We start from the raw sequence: 15,720 nt of genomic DNA, 5'->3' as shown, positions 1-15,720 counted from the left end.
TCTCAGCGGTTGGCGGGGGCGTCGGGGCCGCCGCCGGGGATCGGCTCTTCGCCGCGAGCCTTGCGCTCCACGAGGAAGGCGTGGGTGGGGGCGTCCGGCACGTCGGCCGGGCGGCCAATAGCGAATTCCTTGCGCAAGACGGGAAGGACGTATTCGCCGAACGTGTCCATCTGCTCAAGCACGACGTCCGTCGGAAGACCGGCGTGGTCGATGAGGAACATCTGGCGCTGGTAGTCGCCAACCCACTCGCGGAACTCCAGAGTGCGGTCGATGACCTGCTGCGGGCTACCGACGGTCAGCGGCGTCATCTTCATGAAGTCCTCCAGCGACGGGCCGTGGCCGTAGACCGGAGCGTTGTCGAAGTACGGGCGGAATTCGCGGATGGCGTCCTGCGAGTTCTTGCGCATGAAGGCATGGCCACCGAGGGCGACGTAGGCCTGGTGGGCCTTGCCGTGTCCGTAGTGCTCGTAGCGCTGGCGGTAGAGGTGAACCATCTGCTGGGTGTGTTCCTTGTTCCAGAAGATGTTGTTGTGGAAGAAGCCGTCACCGTAGTAGGCGGCCTGTTCGGCGATCTGCGGGGAGCGGATCGAGCCGTGCCAGACAAAGGACGCCACGCCATCGAGCGGGCGGGGCGTCGCCGTGAAGCCCTGCAGCGGAGTTCGATACTTGCCGGACCAGTCGACGTCTTCCTCGCGCCACAGGCGGTGCAGCAGCGCGTAGTTTTCGATCGCGAGCTCGATGCCCTTACGGATGTCCTTGCCGAACCACGGGTAGACCGGGCCGGTGTTGCCGCGGCCCATGGTCAAATCGACGCGACCGTCTGCCAGGTGCTGCAGGTAGGAGTAGTCCTCGGCGAGACGGACGGGGTCCATCGTCGTGATGAGCGTGGTGGCGGTCGAGAGAGTGATCTTCTCGGTTTGGGCCGCCAGGTAGGCCAGCAGGACCGGCGGGTTGCCGGGAGCTACGAACGGCGGGTTGTGGTGCTGGCCGGTGGCGAAGACATCGAAGCCCACCTCTTCGGCGTGCTTGGCGATGCGCACCGTGTCTTTGAGTCGCTGCGCGTCGGTGGGCGTCTTGCCGGTGGTCGGGTCGGTCGTGACGTCACCGATGGTGAAAATTCCGAATTCCATGTCCACCCTCTCTATTGTGCTTCAAATTTGAACTATCTACGTCAACTGGAAGCATGCCAGATCTATTCCCGGACGTCTAGCGGCGCGGTCAGCTACACACCTATCAGGCCCGCACCAGCCTCAGTAGTCAACATTGGGGGCGTAGATGGCGACGCTCCAGCCCGCCCCCGAAGGGATGCGAGTAGGGGCAAGATCCAGGTCGCCAGCGGGAAAATCTAGCCCCTGGGCCAGGACTTGCGCCTCCCCCTTTTTCTCGCAGCGCACATCGAAACTGTTGCCGCCGATATCCACGGTCGCGACACCGCCCACCCCGTGACAGGTCGCTACAACACTGACGCCCGTGAACTCAGCGGCGTCATCGAAGCGCACCGTAATGCCGTCAGCGCCCGCCCCCACAGCGAGCATTTCGCCACCGACCGTTTCCACAAACCCCTCGGTGATGGCGGCGGCCTCGCTCACACGCTCACCCGCCTCCCCCTCGCTCGAGCACGCCGCCACCAATAGAGCAACAACAGCCAGCGCACTCGCACACCATCGGCGATTTCTCGACTTTACCCCCCCCCGACCCTTCAGTTGAGCGTTTCTCACATCCCACTCTCGGAGTTTCTGTCCGGCGAGACACGAAAGAACGACGCTATATCTATTGACAATCGATAGATATCTATCGATACTCGATGCATGAATACCTCGTTTACACCGCCGAGCGCTCTGGCGGCACGGCTGCTCTTTGCCGGTCTCGCCTTGTTGTTCCTTGGCTGCCTCATCCTCCAGGCGTTGTTTCTTCCGCTGCTCGCTGCCGAGGCTGCTCGCGAAGCTCCGGAGGTGGCATACCTGCGCTACCCGATCCTCGTCGTCGCGATTCTGACTGTTTGCTGCATCGAGGTCGTTATCGCGGCTACCGCGGTCCTGCTGGTCAAAACTCGTCGGCGCGTGATCTTTCGAAGCGATGCGCTGCGGTGGGTCACCGTCATGAGCGCTGCGTCGTTCATCGCCTCCGGACTGTGCGTCGCCACCCTCGCCTACCTCGCGCTCGGCCCTCAAGTGTTGCCACCCCCGGTGATGCTCGTGCTTGTCGGGACGGCCGTCGCGGCGGCGTGCGTGGGCCTGATCCTCGTCGTGTTGAAATCACTGCTGTCTGCGGCCGTGTTCTTGACCGACGAGCTTGCGGGGGTGGTTTAGATGGCGATCACCGTTCGTCTTGATATCTTGCTCGCAGAGCGCGGGCTGAGCGTCGGAGAGGCCGCCGATCTTATTGGTATTACTCCGGCAAACCTGGCCGTGTTGAAAAATGGTCGAGCTAAGGCCATCCGGTTCTCTACGCTTGAGGCCATTTGCCGCGTGCTGCAATGCCAGCCAGGGGACGTGCTGGAATATCACGATTCGTGAGCTGCATGGAACAATGGGGGCCATGACGACACGCGACAACGATCAACCCACGACCCCTGCAACGTATCCAGCGCCCAGCGCCCCGGATCGCGTCAGTGCAGACGGGCTGGAGGCCCGGTGGGGCGAGAGCTGGGAGACGGACGGCACCTATCAATTTGACCGCAGCGCGAGCCGCAACGAGGTCTTCTCGATCGATACCCCGCCCCCGACGGTCTCCGGGTCACTGCACGTCGGCCACGTCTTTTCCTACACTCACACCGACGTCGTTGCGCGCTACCAGCGTATGCGCGGCAAGTCCGTGTTTTACCCCATGGGATGGGACGACAATGGACTGCCGACCGAACGTCGCGTCCAGAACTATTACGGGGTGCGCTGTGAACCGGCGCTACCCTACGAGCCCGATTTCACTCCCCCGCACGACGGCGGCGAGGGCAAGTCGATCAAGGCCGCAGACCAGCAACCGATTTCGCGCCGAAACTTCATCGAGCTATGCGAGCGCCTGACGGAAGAAGACGAGCGCCAGTTCGAACACCTGTGGCGTTACCTGGGGCTATCGGTTGATTGGCGCCACACGTATCAAACCATCGGGCACGATGCCCAGCAGGTCGCCCAAACGGCATTTTTGCGCAACCTTGCGCGTGGCGAGGCCTACCAGGCCGCGGCGCCCGGGCTGTGGGATGTCACGTTCCAGACGGCCGTGGCGCAAGCTGAGCTGGAGGCGCGCGAGTACCCCGGCCACTATCACCTCATCTCCTTTCACACTCCCGGCGGTGAGCGCGTCACGATCGATACGACTCGCCCCGAGCTCCTGCCGGCCTGTGTCGCACTGATTGCCCACCCCGATGACGAGCGTTACCAGCACCTCTTTGGGACAACGGTGACCTCCCCCGTCTTCGGCGTCGAACTCCCCGTCCTGGCGCACGCGGCCGCCGAAATGGACAAGGGCGAGGGCATCGCCATGTGCTGTACCTTCGGCGACCTCACCGACGTGCAGTGGTGGCGCGAGCTCGACCTGCCGATGCGCGCGATCCTCGGCCACAATGGCCGGATCCTTCCCGATACCCCCGAGTGGATCACCACCGATGCCGGCCGCGCACTGTATGAGGAGATGGCTGGAAAGACGACGTTCAGTGCACGCAAGGCCGTCGTCGAGGCACTGACCGAATCCGGCGATCTCATCGGCGAGCCGCGCCCCACCAAGCGCATGACGAACTTCTTCGAAAAGGGCGACAAGCCCCTGGAGATTGTTCCCTCTCGCCAGTGGTACATCCGCAACGGGGGGCGCGACGCCACCACCCACGGCGGCGCGGACCTGCGCGAGGCGCTCCTGAAGCGCGGCGTCGACCTCGACTTCCATCCCGCGTTCATGCGGGTGCGGTATGAGAACTGGGTCAACGGCCTGAACACCGACTGGCTCATTTCCCGCCAGCGCTTCTTCGGGGTGCCGATCCCCGTGTGGTACGCCGTCGGAGATGATGGCGAAGTCAACTACGACGAGGTCATCGCCCCGCCGGAAGGCTCGCTCCCGATCGACCCGTCGATCGATGTCCCGCCGGGCTTCCGCGAGGATCAGCGCGGCGAGCCGGGTGGCTTCGTCGGCGAGGTTGACATTATGGACACCTGGGCGACGTCCTCCCTCACCCCTCAGATCGCCGGCGGCTGGCTGCGCGATGAAGATCTGTTTGAGCGCGTCTACCCGATGGATATTCGCCCCCAGGGCCAGGACATCATTCGCACGTGGCTGTTTTCCACGATCGTGCGCGCGCATCATGAATTCGACGCGCTGCCGTGGCGTGCCGCGACGATCTCGGGCTGGATCCTGGATCCCGACCGCAAGAAGATGAGCAAGTCGAAGGGCAATGTCGTCACGCCCATGGGCCTGCTTGAACAATACGGCTCGGACGCGGTGCGCTACTGGGCGGCCTCGGCCCGCCTCGGGGCGGATGCGGCTTTCGAAGAAAAGCAGATGAAGATCGGCCGCCGCCTCGCGATCAAGATCCTGAATGCCTCGAAGTTCGCCCTCACGATGTCGGGCGGCGACATCACTGTCGACCCGGCAGCCGTGACGCAGCCGATCGATCGTGCGATGCTCGCCGAGCTGGCACGGGTCGTCGACGTTGCCTCGGAGTCCTTCGACAAGCTCGATCACACGCGCGCCCTGGAAACCACCGAGACGTTCTTCTGGACGTTCTGCGATGACTATCTCGAGCTCGTCAAGGACCGCGCCTACGACTCCGAAGGCACCGGCGATCCGGCCGCTGTCGCCTCGGCGCGCACCGCCCTCGTCATCGCCGTCGATACGTTGCTCCGCCTGTTCGCGCCCTTCGTGCCATTTGCCACCGAAGAGGTGTGGAGCTGGTGGCGCGAAGGCAGCGTGCACCTGGCCGCCTGGCCAAACGCCGAAGAGATCCGTACCGCCGCTGGTACCTCCGCCGATCCGGCGATCTTGCCGATCACGGGCGAAGTCCTCGCCCAGCTGCGAAAGACGAAGTCAGAGGCGAAGGTCTCACAGCGCACGACAATTGCACACGCGACCGTCGAGGTTCCGCGCGGTAGCGCCGACCTCGTCACGGCGGCACTCAGCGACGTGCGAGCAGCAGGCCGGATGCGCGGCGACCTCACCGTGCTCGAGGCCGATGTCGAAACCGCTCGCGTGAGCGAACACGAACTGGACGAACCCCCGGTAAAGGAGAAGAAGGCATGACCGCCACCACCCCGCGGGAGTTCACCAACCCGCTGCTCGTTGAGCTCAACGACAAAATGACGATCCCGCACCTGCTCGCCGAGCGAGTGCGCCGCTACCCGAACCACACGCTCGTCGAGCGCAAGGTGGCACTGGGGTCCAGCTGGCAGAAGGTGACATCGCGAGCATTTTCCGATCACGTCCACGAAGTCGCCAAGGGCCTGATCGGCCTCGGAGTCGAGCCCGGTGACCGGTTCGGAATCATGGCGCATACGAGTTACGACTGGATGCTGCTCGATTTCGCGATCGCCCACGCCGGTGCAGTCTCGGTGCCGATCTACGAAACGAGCTCCGGTGAGCAGATCGAGTGGATCGTGACCGACTCGGGAACGACGAACGTCGTGACCGAAACGCACGCCATGGCAGACCTGGTGCGTTCGGCCGCGCCGGACCTGCAGCACGTGTTCTCCCTGGATCGCAACGGGATCTCGGACATCATCAATGCCGGGAAGAACGTGCCCGACAGCGCGGTCGAGGAGCGGGCGCGGGGCGTCGCTGCCGATGACCTCATGACCATTATCTACACCTCGGGCACGACGGGACGTCCCAAGGGCGTGGAGCTCACTCACCAGAACATGGTGGGCCTGGCCCAAAACGGCTGCGAGTGGATGCCCGAGCTTTTGCATGGCAAGAACTCGCGTGTCCTGCTCTTCCTCCCGCTCGCCCACGTTTTTGCCCGCTTCATCCAGCTTCTTCCGGTATCCGCCGAGGGCGTCGTCGGCCACTCCCCCGACACCAAGAACCTGTTGGAGGACATCGCCTCTTTCAAACCCTGGTACGTCCTTGCAGTGCCGCGCGTCTTTGAAAAGATCTACAACGCGGCCGATGCCAAGGCGGGATCGGGCGCGAAGCTCAAGATGTTCCGGTGGGCCGCGAAGGTCGCGATCGAGTATTCCCGCGCACTGGAAACTGATGAAGGCCCGTCGGCAGCCCTAAAGGCGCAGCACAAGATTGCTGACCGGCTCGTGCACCGCAAGATTATGGATCTGTTTGGTGGCGCGAAATACGCCGTCTCTGGCGGCGGTCCGCTCGGCGAGCGCCTGGGCCATTTCTTCCGCGGCATCGGGTTGCAGATCTTGGAAGGCTACGGCCTGACGGAGACGGCAGCGCCGCTATCGGTCAACACTCCTGCCGTCAACAAGATCGGGACTGTCGGCCCGCCGATTTCCGGCGTGACGGTCCGCGTCGATGAGGAGGGTGAGATCCAGGTCAAGGGGCCGTGGGTCTTCAAGAACTACCACAACAACCCCGAGGCGACCGCAGATGCGTTTGTCGACGGCTGGTTCCACACCGGCGACGTGGGCTCGATCGATGAAGACGGTTACGTCAAGATCACGGGTCGCCGCAAGGAACTGATCGTGACTGCGGGCGGCAAGAATGTTGCCCCGACGGTGCTAGAAGACCGGTTGCGCGGACACCCCCTCGTCAGCCAGGTCGTGGTGGTTGGCGAAGGCAAACCGTTCATTGGCGCTCTTGTCACCCTCGATGCGGAGATGCTGCCCGGTTGGCTGAAGAACCACGGGATGCCGCAAATGAGCGTTGAGCAGGCTGCTCACGACCCCCAGGTCATCGCGGCCATTGACCGCGCGGTCGAACGCGCGAATAAGGCCGTTTCGCGGGCTGAATCGATCCGAAAATTCACGGTGCTCGACACGGACTTCACCGAGGCCAACGGTCTTTTGACTCCGTCGCTCAAGATCAAGCGCGGCCCCATCGCTGAAGCATTCTCCAGGGAGATCGAAGCACTCTACGGCTAAGACTCAGTGCAGCTGGGACATCAGCTCCAAACGCAAAACCTCACCTCTCGCGCCCGTGTGCGCGACGAGCGTGAGGTTTTTGCGATGTCGGGACTCTGCTGGGTGGATACTCAGCCGAGCCTGGTCACTCTCTGGCTCATCGCAGTGTAACGGTCATGTCGATGCCCGACCATATGCCCCGATCGTTCTCAAGAGGTGCTATTCACCACGGGCGATGGCGCTGTGGTGGCGGATAACCTCGCGGATAACGAAGTTCAAGAACTTCTCGGAGAAATCGGGGTCGAGACCGGACTCATCGGCAAGTGCCCGCAGCCGAGCAATCTGACGGGCTTCGCGGTCCGGATCAGCCGGCGGAAGATTCGTGCGGGCTTTGAGCTCGCCAACTTTCTTTGTGCACCGAAAACGTTCGGCGAGCATGTGAATGAGCGCCGCATCGATGTTGTCAATGGTGTGGCGGTATGCGAGCAGTTCGGCGGGAATGTCATCCGGCTCGGGGCTCGCGTGCGGCGAGAGCGAGGTGTCCTTCGTGCTCATGACTCGAGCCTAGCGGCCCGCAATGCCCTCACGGGAGCTCCTGTCCACTGACTAGGACAGGGCAGGTGCCCTTATGCGGACTTACTGCGGTCCTTCGCGCTCGTCACGAGCGTAACGGGAGCGCCATCCTCGACGGCTTCCTTCGTCACGACGACCTTGACAACGTCATCGCGGCTTGGCACATCGAACATGACATCGCGCAGCGTTTCTTCCATGATGGCGCGCAGGCCCCGCGCTCCCGTACCCTGCGCGATGGCTTTGTTCGCAACGGCGCGAATGGCGTCGTCGGTGTACTCGAGTTCAACTCCGTCGAGGTCGAGAATCTTCTTGTACTGCTTGAGCATCGCGTTCTTCGGCTCGGTGAGGATCCGCACGAGGGATTCCTCATCGAGCTCCTCCACGGCCGTGATGACGGGCAGGCGGCCGATGAACTCGGGGATCATGCCGTACTTGTGGAAGTCCTCGGGGCGGGCCTCGCGGAAGATATCGAGGCTGCGGTTGGTGTCCTGCAGCTGGGCGCCGAACCCGATTCCCCGCTTGCCGACACGCTGGCGGATGAGGTCATCCAAGCCCGCAAAGGCGCCCGCGACGATGAACAAGATATTGGAGGTATCAATGTGCAAGAACTGCTGATGGGGGTGCTTACGGCCACCCTGCGGCGGGACCGCGGCCTCGGTACCTTCGATGATCTTCAGCAGCGCCTGCTGCACGCCTTCGCCCGAGACATCGCGGGTGATCGAGGAGTTTTCTGCCTTGCGGGCAATCTTGTCGATCTCGTCGATGTAGATGATGCCGCGTTGGGCGCGTTCGATATCGTCGCCCGCGGCCTGAATGAGTTTGAGGAGGATGTTCTCAACGTCCTCGCCGACGTAGCCCGCTTCGGTCAGGGCCGTCGCATCAGCGATAGCGAAGGGGACATCGAGCATCCGGGCGAGGGTCTGCGCTAGGTAGGTCTTACCCGTTCCCGTCGGACCGATGAGAAGGATATTGGATTTGGCGATCTCGACGTCGTCGTCGGATTCGGCGGGGCTGCGCATCCGCTTGTAGTGGTTGTAGACCGCGACTGCGAGCGCGCGCTTGGCTTCGTCTTGGCCAATCACGTATTCGGATAGGAACGAGAAGATTTCGCGGGGCGTGGGAAGCTCACCGGTTGCGCTGGTTTCGGTCTCATCGACGAGTTGTTCTTCGATGATCTCGACACATAGCTCGACGCACTCATCGCAGATGTAGACACCTGGACCACCGATAAGTTTGCGAACCTGCTTTTGGCTCTTGGCACAAAACGAGCACTTCAGCATGTCTGCCCCGTCAGCCATGGGCTTCACGTCCTTTCGGCGGTCAATCTCGTCTCTCCACCTTGTCACACCCTACCGACAGAGCCGGTGTGGCGCGCCGTCATTTTCTGGCTATGACGGCGCGCCACCCGGATCTGTGGAGTTAGGAGGCCGGGAGTTCGGGCGCTTTACGGGACTCCAGGACCTGGTCCACGAGGCCGTAAGCGAGGGCCTGCTGGGCGGTGAGGATCTTGTCGCGCTCGATGTCGTGACGGATGTCCTCGGCGCTGTGTCCAGAGTGCTTGGCGAGGGTCTCCTCCAGCCAGGACCGCATCCGCTCAACTTCGTCGGCGATGATCTCGATGTCCGAGGCCTGGCCGTGCGCGCCTTCCATCGCGGGCTGGTGGATGAGCACGCGGGCGTTGGGCAGGGCAAGCCGCTTTCCGGGCGAGCCGGCAGCGAGCAGCACGGCAGCGGCGGAGGCTGCCTGGCCGAGGCAGACCGTCTGGATCTGCGGACGGATGTACTGCATCGTGTCGTAGATCGCCGTCATCGCGGTAAAGGACCCGCCCGGCGAGTTGATGTACATCGTGATGAGGCCATCGGGATCCTGGGATTCGAGGACGAGCAGCTGGGCCATCACGTCATCGGCGGATGCGTCGTCGACCTGGACACCAAGGAAGATGATGCGGTCTTCAAACAGCTTGCCGTAGGGATCCTGGCGACGGTAACCGTAGGCGGTGCGCTCTTCGAACTGCGGCAGCACGTAGCGGTTATCGGCGATGACGGGGGCGGCGCCGCCGGGCAGGCCCGCGGTGCGCTTGGCGTGGTACGAAAAATCCATGGGTATTCTCCTTACTTGCCCGTCATGCCACCGGAGCCGGTGACCGAGGCGGAATGGGCGACGACGTGGTCGATGAAGCCGTATTCGAGCGCTTCGTGCGCGGTAAACCACTTGTCGCGGTCAGCGTCGTCCAGAATCTGCTCAACGGTCTTGCCGGTTTGCTCGGCGGTGATCTGAGCGAGGGTGCGCTTCATGTGCAAGATGAGCTGGGCGTTGATCCGAATATCGGAGGCCGTGCCGCCAACCCCACCGGAGGGCTGGTGCATGAGGATACGCGCGTGCGGGGTGGCGTATCGCTTGCCCGGGGTGCCAGAGGACAGGAGGAACTGCCCCATCGAGGCGGCTAGCCCCGTGGCAACCGTAGCCACGTCGGGCTGGATGTAGGTCATCGTGTCGTAGATGGCCATACCTGCCGTAATCGAGCCGCCAGGGGAGTTGATGTAGAGGTAGATATCCGATTCTGGATCCTCGGCGGCGAGCAGCAACATCTGGGCGCAGATGGCGTTCGCGTTCTCATCGCGTACTTCGCTGCCGAGCCAAATGATGCGCTCTTTGAGTAGGCGGTTATAGATGTGATCGTTCAGGGCCGCATTGGCGAGGTCACCTTTACTCAACATTCCTCCTAGGCGGGTAGGGCCTTAGCAATGATTGGAGACTATCGCGAAGTCTTGACGCGCTCCGATTCGGTGGCGGTCTTTTCGCTGTCGGCGCAGGTTACAGGAGCGGGCGACAATTCCCGTCGCGAGATAGCAAGAGGGCGGGCCCAGACATCTTCTGGGCACGCCCTCCGTGCTATGGGTTGTCGCGACGTTACTTCTCGTCGGTCTCCTCGGCAGAGTCCGCGGAGTCCACTGACTCGGCAGACTCGGCAGATTCTTCGCTGGCGTCGTCGTTGCCAAGGAAGGCGGACAGGTCGAGCTCGTTGCCGTCCTCGTCCTTGACGGTGACCTCCTTGAGCGCGGCGATCAGCGACTTGTTACGACGAATCTCTGCCATGAACGCGGGGATCTGGCCGGATTCGGCGGCACCGGAGAAGAACTGGTTCGGGTCGATGCCGTACTGCTGCGCGGTCATCATCATGAACTCGATGAGCTCGTTCTGCTCAACGCCGACCTCATGCTTCTCGGCCAGGGCATCCAGCAGGAGCTGGTCGCGCAGCGCGTTTTCGATGTCGGGGCGGATCTCCTTGCCGTGCTCATCGTCGGCGTCCTTGCCCTCCTGGGCGAGGTGCTCGGCGATCTCGGCGTCGATGACACCTTCGGGCAGCGGGAATTCGACCGTCTCACGCAGGTGGTCGAGCAACTTATCGCGGGCCGCAAGCGCCTGCGCCGAAGCGGCATCCTTCTCGGCCTGCACGCGCAGGTCCTCGCGCAGCTCGTCGATCGTGTCGAATTCGGAGGCGAGCTCCGCAAACTCATCGTCGGCCTCGGGAAGGTCGCGCTCCTTGACCGCGGTGGCGGTAATCGTGCAGGAGGCTTCCTCGCCGGCGTGTTCGCCACCGAGCAGCTTGGTGGTGAAGGACTTCTCCTCGTTGGCTTCAGCACCGATGAGAGCCTCGTCCATACCTTCGAGCATGGAACCGGAACCGACCTCATAGGAGACGCCGGAGACCGAGTCGATCTCTTCGCCATCAATTTCGGCCTTGAGATCGATCGTGACGAAGTCGCCGTCCTCAATGGCGCGGTCGACGCCCACGAGGGAGCCGAAGCGCTGACGCAGTTCGGTCAGCTTTTCCTCCACGTCGTCATCGCTAACGGACGCGTTGTCGACGCTGAGTTCGACGTTGGACAGATCCGGGAAGACGATTTCGGGACGGACATCAACTTCAGCTGTGAAGATCAGGTTTCCGCCGAGTTCGCCAGTGGCGTTCGGAATCTCGGTCACGTCGATCGTGGGCTGAGAAAGCACTGCGAGGTTCTGTTCGGTGACAGCGTCGCGGTAGAGCTGAGGCAGGACCTCGTTAACGGCCTGCTCCAGGACGATGCCGCGGCCAACGCGCTGATCGATGATCTGCTTGGGCGCCTTGCCCTTGCGGAAGCCCGGGATGTTGATCTGGCTGGCGACCTCACGGTAAGCCTTGTCGATGGCCGGCGCGATTTCCTCATACGGGGTTTCCACTGTCAGCTTCACGCGGGTGGGTTCAAGATTCTCGACTTCGGTCTTCACAGCCTTTGGGCTCCAATGTTGGGGATCGGGACTAAACGAAATTGGAGCGGATGACGGGAATCGAACCCGCACCATCTGCTTGGAAGGCAGAGGCTCTACCATTGAGCTACATCCGCACGCCGCTATATCCGAAGGTGAAACAGCGGTGCGGAAATACTCTACCGGTAACGCCCGCCTTCCGTCGAACCGCACTCGTCATCGGCGCTGTGGCGCTGCACACCTCTGTGCTGACGGTTAGCGCACGCCGCTCGCCTACTGATAATGTGGCGAATCGAGTCACGGGGTGTGGCGCAGCTTGGTAGCGCACCTGCTTTGGGAGCAGGGGGTCGCAGGTTCAAATCCTGTCACCCCGACTTTTTTCTTTCACCATTGGGCGCCAGTTCCACGGTAAGCAGTGCCGCGCCAGGCAAGTACGAGAAGTTCGGGGTAGCATCCATACACAGCAGCGCGGGTAAGCCACACTGCTAGATTCCGGATTCTTGCGGGACGCGAGATTGGGGTGCCGATGACGACTCAGAAGCGAATCAGGTTACTACTTGCAGGTAGCGCAGTGGGCCTGTCGGCGTGCCTTATTGGTTGCGGTAACTCCCCCTCCGGAACGGCTCAAGACGTGTTAGGCGCGGCGGAGGGAATTGAAACGACTCCCCCTCCGCCAGAGCCCGAATACACCGTCGTCGACAGCGGATTCTCCCAGTTTGATTGGTTCGCAGACGCCTTTGTCGTTGTCGAGGCATCAGATTCGCCCGCCACGGTCGGCCCGATTGTGAGCGTCATGGTCGCTTTCGATGGTGCCGATGGCAATGAGCTCGCTCGCGATACTTCGCAGGACTTGTTCGATTGGCCTGGGCAACGCAGGGTGCTTACGCACTCTGCCATCATTGACAGCGAAGAAGCCGTCGTCGCTATTCGCAGCGCCATTGGGATGGTCACGTTTCCGAGCGGGGAAACCAGCACCCCAATCGAGCCGTTCACCGTTGACGATGTCAGCGTGGACGATGGCTATGTTACGTTCGGCGACCTCAGCTTCACGAGCCCCCTCGAAGAAACGACGAACCTAACGTTCGGATTCGTCTGCCGCAATGCCGACGGCAAGATTGTGGGCGGGAAATCGAGCGGACTGACCGGAGGTGAGTTTGCCCCGAATGTCGCCACTAAGATCGAAACCCCACGTATCCGGGTCCCCGAACCCGTGACGTCCTGCGACGTCTTCCCCGCTTATTGAGGTCTCCGCACAGCCACGCACCGCCGCACGCGTCCCTATCAGGGGTAACTGACGCGCTCCCATGACAAAGCGGCGGGCCAGATCCTTTAATGGGTCCGGCCCGCCACTTGTCATGAGGTCTATTCGTCGATGAGAATGCCCTGCTTGTATGCCTTCGCGAGGCGACGCGGCACCTTCATCTCACGGCCCTGGACGCGGATGGTCACGAGCTCGGTGAGCTGAGCCTTCCACTGGGACCGGCGAGAGCGGGTGTTGCTGCGGGACATCTTGCGCTTCGGAACTGCCATGTGCCCTGCCGCTCCTTTCCATTTCGTTGATCAAAAGCCGTTGAATAGCTTGCCACGGATCCGGGGGTAAATGCTACCTCGGACGCCGCAAACTGCTGCGAGATCGGCCACAGGCCGTCGGGCAACCTGTCAAGGTTACCACGTCAGCCCTGCCGGGCCTTGAAGTTGGGGTGGCGCTTGTTGATGACGTAGACCTTGCCCCGTCGCTTCACGACGATGGCGCCATCCTTCTTCTTCAGCGCCTTCAAGGATGCTCGAACCTTCATCGCGGCCTACTTCTTGCCGTAGCGACGGTTGAACTTCTCCACGCGGCCGGCGGTATCCAGCACGCGCTGCTTGCCGGTGTAGAACGGGTGGGACGCTGAGGAGACGTCGACGTCGATAACCGGGTAGGTAGCCCCGTCTTCCCATTCGATCGTCTTCTCGCTGGTCATCGTCGAGCGGGTGAGGAAGGCGAAGTTTGCGCTGTTATCGCGGAAGACGACGCTGCGGTAGGTGGGGTGAATATCGGGTTTCATTGCGGTCTCCTTACCAGCTTGATTTCGTGACGCCGGGCAGCTCGCCGCGCAGCGCCATCTCGCGGAAGCGCACGCGCGACAGGCCAAAGCGGCGCAGGTGGCCGCGGGGCCGGCCATCGGCTACGTCGCGGTTGCGCACGCGCGTCGGCGAGGCATCGCGCGGCAGCTTGTGTAACGCGGCCATGGCGGCCTCGCGCTCTGCAGCGCTCAGGTGGGGGTTGACCGAGGCCTTCTTCAGCTCGGCACGCCGCGCGGCGTAGCGCGCGACTATCTTGCGGCGCTGCTCGTTCTTCGCAATCTTGGAGGTCTTTGCCATCAGCGCTCCTCGCGGAAGTCGACGTGACGGCGCACGCGCGGGTCGTACTTTTTCACCACGAGGCGATCGGGGGTGTTGCGCCGCGACTTCGTCGTGATGTAGGTAAAGCCCGTTCCGGCGGTGGACTTCAGCTTGATCTTGGGGCGGAGGTCGGTTTTCTTTGCCATGTCTCTCCTTTAGAGTTTCTCGCCGCGCGCGATGAGCTCGGCAACGACGGCGTCGATCCCGCGCTTGTCGATCGTCTTAATGCCCGCCGTCGAGACGCGCAGCGTGACGCGGCGACCGAGCGAGGGAACGAGGTAGGTCTTTTTCTGGATGTTGGGGTTGAAGCGGCGCGAGGTGCGGCGGTGGGAGTGGGAGACTCGCTTGCCGAAGGCGGGTCGCTTGCCGGTGACTTGGCAGTGTGCAGACATGCGCTCCAGATTAGATGTTGAGAATCGTTATCGTCAAGCATAGGATGCACAACATGCCTCACACTCCCCTGTCGCTGCTCGCGACCATCGACCCCGTGCTGCGCGACTGCGCGGCCTTTGACCTCGTCGTGAGTGAGCCGGCGACCTACGCGCTCATTCACTCCATCTCCGATGACCTCACCCAGGCTCGGCACCTGGTGCTCGGCGAGCAGGGCGTCGTCGAGGACTATTGGACAGAGCTCAATCCGGGGTGTTTTGGCTGCGCGGTGGCGGCCGACGCGATTGAGGCGCTGGCGGCGTTGCTCGCCACGGGCATGGGGCGGCAAGTTGCCTACTTCGCGCCGCTGGGCTTTGACCCGATGCCGCTCGCGCGCACGATTGGCCAAGCCGTGGGCGAGGGCGCGCTCGCGGCCCGGCTGGCGAGCGTCGGCGCGATCGTCGACACCCGGGCGAGCGTGGCGGAGCTACTGGAGCCGCTCACCCTTTCCGAGCGCAACATCGCGAGCGATGCGCCCGAGCGCAGCGTCGGCGAGGCACTGCTCGCCCAGCTGTCCTACGCCGACCTCATCATCGCGCACGGTGGCGACGGAGCGGGCGGCGAGCTCGTCGAACACCTGCGGGCGCACGACACACTGCTGACCGAGGACCTGCATGGCGGGGCCGTTCACCCGCTCGTCTTTGGCGGCGAGCACGACGCGCTCGCGGCGTTTGCGCGCGTCGATCCGATCGCCATTCAGCCGTGGGGCGGGCCGAGCGAGCACGGCACGTGGACGCTCGATCTGCATTCGCCGCGCCCCTTCCACCCCGCGCGCCTGCTCGAGAACATCGAGCTGCTGGGTACCGGCGAGCTCGTGCACCGCGGGCGGTTTTGGGTGCCGAGCCGGCCCGATGCGGTGTGCAGCTGGGACGGCGCCGGCGGCCAGGTCAGCGTCGGGATCGCGGGCATGCGCGGCGGCCACGGGCAGGGAAGCACCCGCCTCGTGGTGACCGGGCGCGGCAGCGAACGCGAGCGGCTGACGCGCGCTTTTGCCGACAGCCTGCTGACCGAGGCGGAGCTGGCGCGCGAGCCGGAAAGCTGGCTCGGCGAGGATGCGCTGGAGCCCTGGCTCGGCGCCGCAAGCTAACGTTTC

General features: G+C 63.1%; 19 protein-coding genes and 2 tRNA genes. 7 read left to right on the top strand and 14 right to left on the bottom strand.

The window, feature by feature from the left end; translation table 11 throughout:
• Window positions 1–2: 2 nt before the first annotated feature.
• Together MUN85_RS09460 and MUN85_RS09455 are read right to left on the bottom strand one after the other, a co-directional pair.
• On the bottom strand, window positions 3–1,130 hold the full coding sequence (locus tag MUN85_RS09460; RefSeq protein ID WP_250506478.1) for an LLM class flavin-dependent oxidoreductase: 1,128 nt from the start codon (window positions 1,128–1,130) through the stop codon (window positions 3–5).
• Window positions 1,131–1,250: 120 nt separating this feature from the next.
• Window positions 1,251–1,589, bottom strand: a complete 339-nt coding sequence (locus tag MUN85_RS09455; RefSeq protein ID WP_250506477.1) for a hypothetical protein — start codon at window positions 1,587–1,589, stop codon at window positions 1,251–1,253.
• 219 nt (window positions 1,590–1,808) lie between these two features.
• Here MUN85_RS09455 and MUN85_RS09450 point away from each other — a divergent pair, with 219 nt between their 5' ends.
• From MUN85_RS09450 to MUN85_RS09435, 4 genes are read left to right on the top strand one after another with little or no spacing between them, the layout of a single operon-like run.
• Window positions 1,809–2,309, top strand: coding sequence for a DUF2975 domain-containing protein (locus MUN85_RS09450; RefSeq protein WP_250506476.1), 501 nt, complete (start codon window positions 1,809–1,811; stop codon window positions 2,307–2,309).
• Window positions 2,310–2,516, top strand: a complete 207-nt coding sequence (locus MUN85_RS09445; RefSeq protein ID WP_092565326.1) for a helix-turn-helix domain-containing protein — start codon at window positions 2,310–2,312, stop codon at window positions 2,514–2,516.
• 13 nt (window positions 2,517–2,529) lie between these two features.
• Window positions 2,530–5,220 (top strand): valine--tRNA ligase, encoded by a 2,691-nt coding sequence (gene valS, locus MUN85_RS09440; RefSeq protein ID WP_431603559.1) that lies wholly within the window; start codon window positions 2,530–2,532, stop codon window positions 5,218–5,220.
• A complete protein-coding gene (locus MUN85_RS09435; protein WP_431603558.1) occupies window positions 5,217–7,016 on the top strand; it encodes an AMP-dependent synthetase/ligase in 1,800 nt (599 codons plus the stop codon). The genes valS and MUN85_RS09435 overlap by 4 nt, the downstream gene beginning before the upstream one ends.
• A gap of 198 nt (window positions 7,017–7,214) precedes the next feature.
• Here the strand turns inward: MUN85_RS09435 and MUN85_RS09430 are convergent, their stop codons facing one another.
• The 6 genes from MUN85_RS09430 to MUN85_RS09405 all read right to left on the bottom strand — a co-directional run bounded on the left by MUN85_RS09430 (window position 7,215) and on the right by MUN85_RS09405 (window position 11,950).
• Window positions 7,215–7,550 (bottom strand): chorismate mutase, encoded by a 336-nt coding sequence (locus MUN85_RS09430; RefSeq protein ID WP_092565332.1) that lies wholly within the window; start codon window positions 7,548–7,550, stop codon window positions 7,215–7,217.
• Window positions 7,551–7,621: 71 nt separating this feature from the next.
• The gene (gene clpX, locus MUN85_RS09425) at window positions 7,622–8,866 is read right to left on the bottom strand and encodes an ATP-dependent Clp protease ATP-binding subunit ClpX (protein WP_250506474.1); all 1,245 of its coding nucleotides are present in this window, start codon (window positions 8,864–8,866) and stop codon (window positions 7,622–7,624) included.
• A gap of 121 nt (window positions 8,867–8,987) precedes the next feature.
• Complete coding sequence (locus MUN85_RS09420; RefSeq protein ID WP_250506473.1) at window positions 8,988–9,668, bottom strand: ATP-dependent Clp protease proteolytic subunit; 681 nt, start codon at window positions 9,666–9,668, stop codon at window positions 8,988–8,990.
• Between the two features lie 11 nt (window positions 9,669–9,679).
• The gene (locus tag MUN85_RS09415; RefSeq protein ID WP_092565338.1) at window positions 9,680–10,285 is read right to left on the bottom strand and encodes an ATP-dependent Clp protease proteolytic subunit; all 606 of its coding nucleotides are present in this window, start codon (window positions 10,283–10,285) and stop codon (window positions 9,680–9,682) included.
• Window positions 10,286–10,478: 193 nt separating this feature from the next.
• Window positions 10,479–11,834, bottom strand: coding sequence for a trigger factor (gene tig / locus MUN85_RS09410; RefSeq protein WP_250506472.1), 1,356 nt, complete (start codon window positions 11,832–11,834; stop codon window positions 10,479–10,481).
• 42 nt (window positions 11,835–11,876) lie between these two features.
• A tRNA-Gly gene (locus MUN85_RS09405) sits at window positions 11,877–11,950 on the bottom strand.
• Window positions 11,951–12,113: 163 nt separating this feature from the next.
• Here MUN85_RS09405 and MUN85_RS09400 point away from each other — a divergent pair.
• Window positions 12,114–12,187: transfer RNA gene (locus MUN85_RS09400), tRNA-Pro, on the top strand.
• A 152-nt stretch (window positions 12,188–12,339) separates the two neighbouring features.
• A complete protein-coding gene (locus MUN85_RS09395; protein ID WP_250506471.1) occupies window positions 12,340–13,056 on the top strand; it encodes a hypothetical protein in 717 nt (238 codons plus the stop codon).
• Between the two features lie 119 nt (window positions 13,057–13,175).
• On the opposite strand, the gene rpmF is transcribed toward MUN85_RS09395, so the two are convergent.
• The 6 genes from rpmF to rpmB form a co-directional block, all read right to left on the bottom strand.
• Window positions 13,176–13,343 carry a 50S ribosomal protein L32 gene (rpmF, locus tag MUN85_RS09390; RefSeq protein ID WP_092565346.1) on the bottom strand — a complete coding sequence of 56 codons (168 nt, stop codon included), beginning with the start codon at window positions 13,341–13,343 and terminating at the stop codon, window positions 13,176–13,178.
• 143 nt (window positions 13,344–13,486) lie between these two features.
• Entirely contained in the window at window positions 13,487–13,609 is a 123-nt protein-coding gene (ykgO, locus tag MUN85_RS09385; protein ID WP_092565347.1) for a type B 50S ribosomal protein L36, read from the bottom strand.
• 6 nt (window positions 13,610–13,615) lie between these two features.
• Window positions 13,616–13,861: a type B 50S ribosomal protein L31 gene (locus MUN85_RS09380; RefSeq protein WP_250506470.1), complete on the bottom strand. Its 246-nt coding sequence runs from the start codon at window positions 13,859–13,861 to the stop codon at window positions 13,616–13,618.
• A 10-nt stretch (window positions 13,862–13,871) separates the two neighbouring features.
• Window positions 13,872–14,177 (bottom strand): 30S ribosomal protein S14, encoded by a 306-nt coding sequence (gene rpsN, locus MUN85_RS09375; RefSeq protein WP_250506469.1) that lies wholly within the window; start codon window positions 14,175–14,177, stop codon window positions 13,872–13,874.
• On the bottom strand, window positions 14,177–14,344 hold the full coding sequence (gene rpmG / locus MUN85_RS09370; protein ID WP_092565353.1) for a 50S ribosomal protein L33: 168 nt from the start codon (window positions 14,342–14,344) through the stop codon (window positions 14,177–14,179). The genes rpsN and rpmG overlap by 1 nt, the downstream gene beginning before the upstream one ends.
• Window positions 14,345–14,353: 9 nt before the next feature.
• The gene (rpmB, locus tag MUN85_RS09365; protein WP_250506468.1) at window positions 14,354–14,590 is read right to left on the bottom strand and encodes a 50S ribosomal protein L28; all 237 of its coding nucleotides are present in this window, start codon (window positions 14,588–14,590) and stop codon (window positions 14,354–14,356) included.
• A 53-nt stretch (window positions 14,591–14,643) separates the two neighbouring features.
• Here rpmB and MUN85_RS09360 point away from each other — a divergent pair, with 53 nt between their 5' ends.
• Window positions 14,644–15,714 carry a GTP-binding protein gene (locus tag MUN85_RS09360; RefSeq protein ID WP_250506467.1) on the top strand — a complete coding sequence of 357 codons (1,071 nt, stop codon included), beginning with the start codon at window positions 14,644–14,646 and terminating at the stop codon, window positions 15,712–15,714.
• The last annotated feature ends 6 nt before the right edge of the window (window positions 15,715–15,720 follow it).

It is taken from the genome of Bowdeniella massiliensis, from assembly GCF_023634005.1.
In the GTDB taxonomy this organism is placed as follows: domain Bacteria; phylum Actinomycetota; class Actinomycetes; order Actinomycetales; family Actinomycetaceae; genus Bowdeniella; species Bowdeniella massiliensis.
This window is presented reverse-complemented; position numbering and strand designations above follow the sequence as displayed.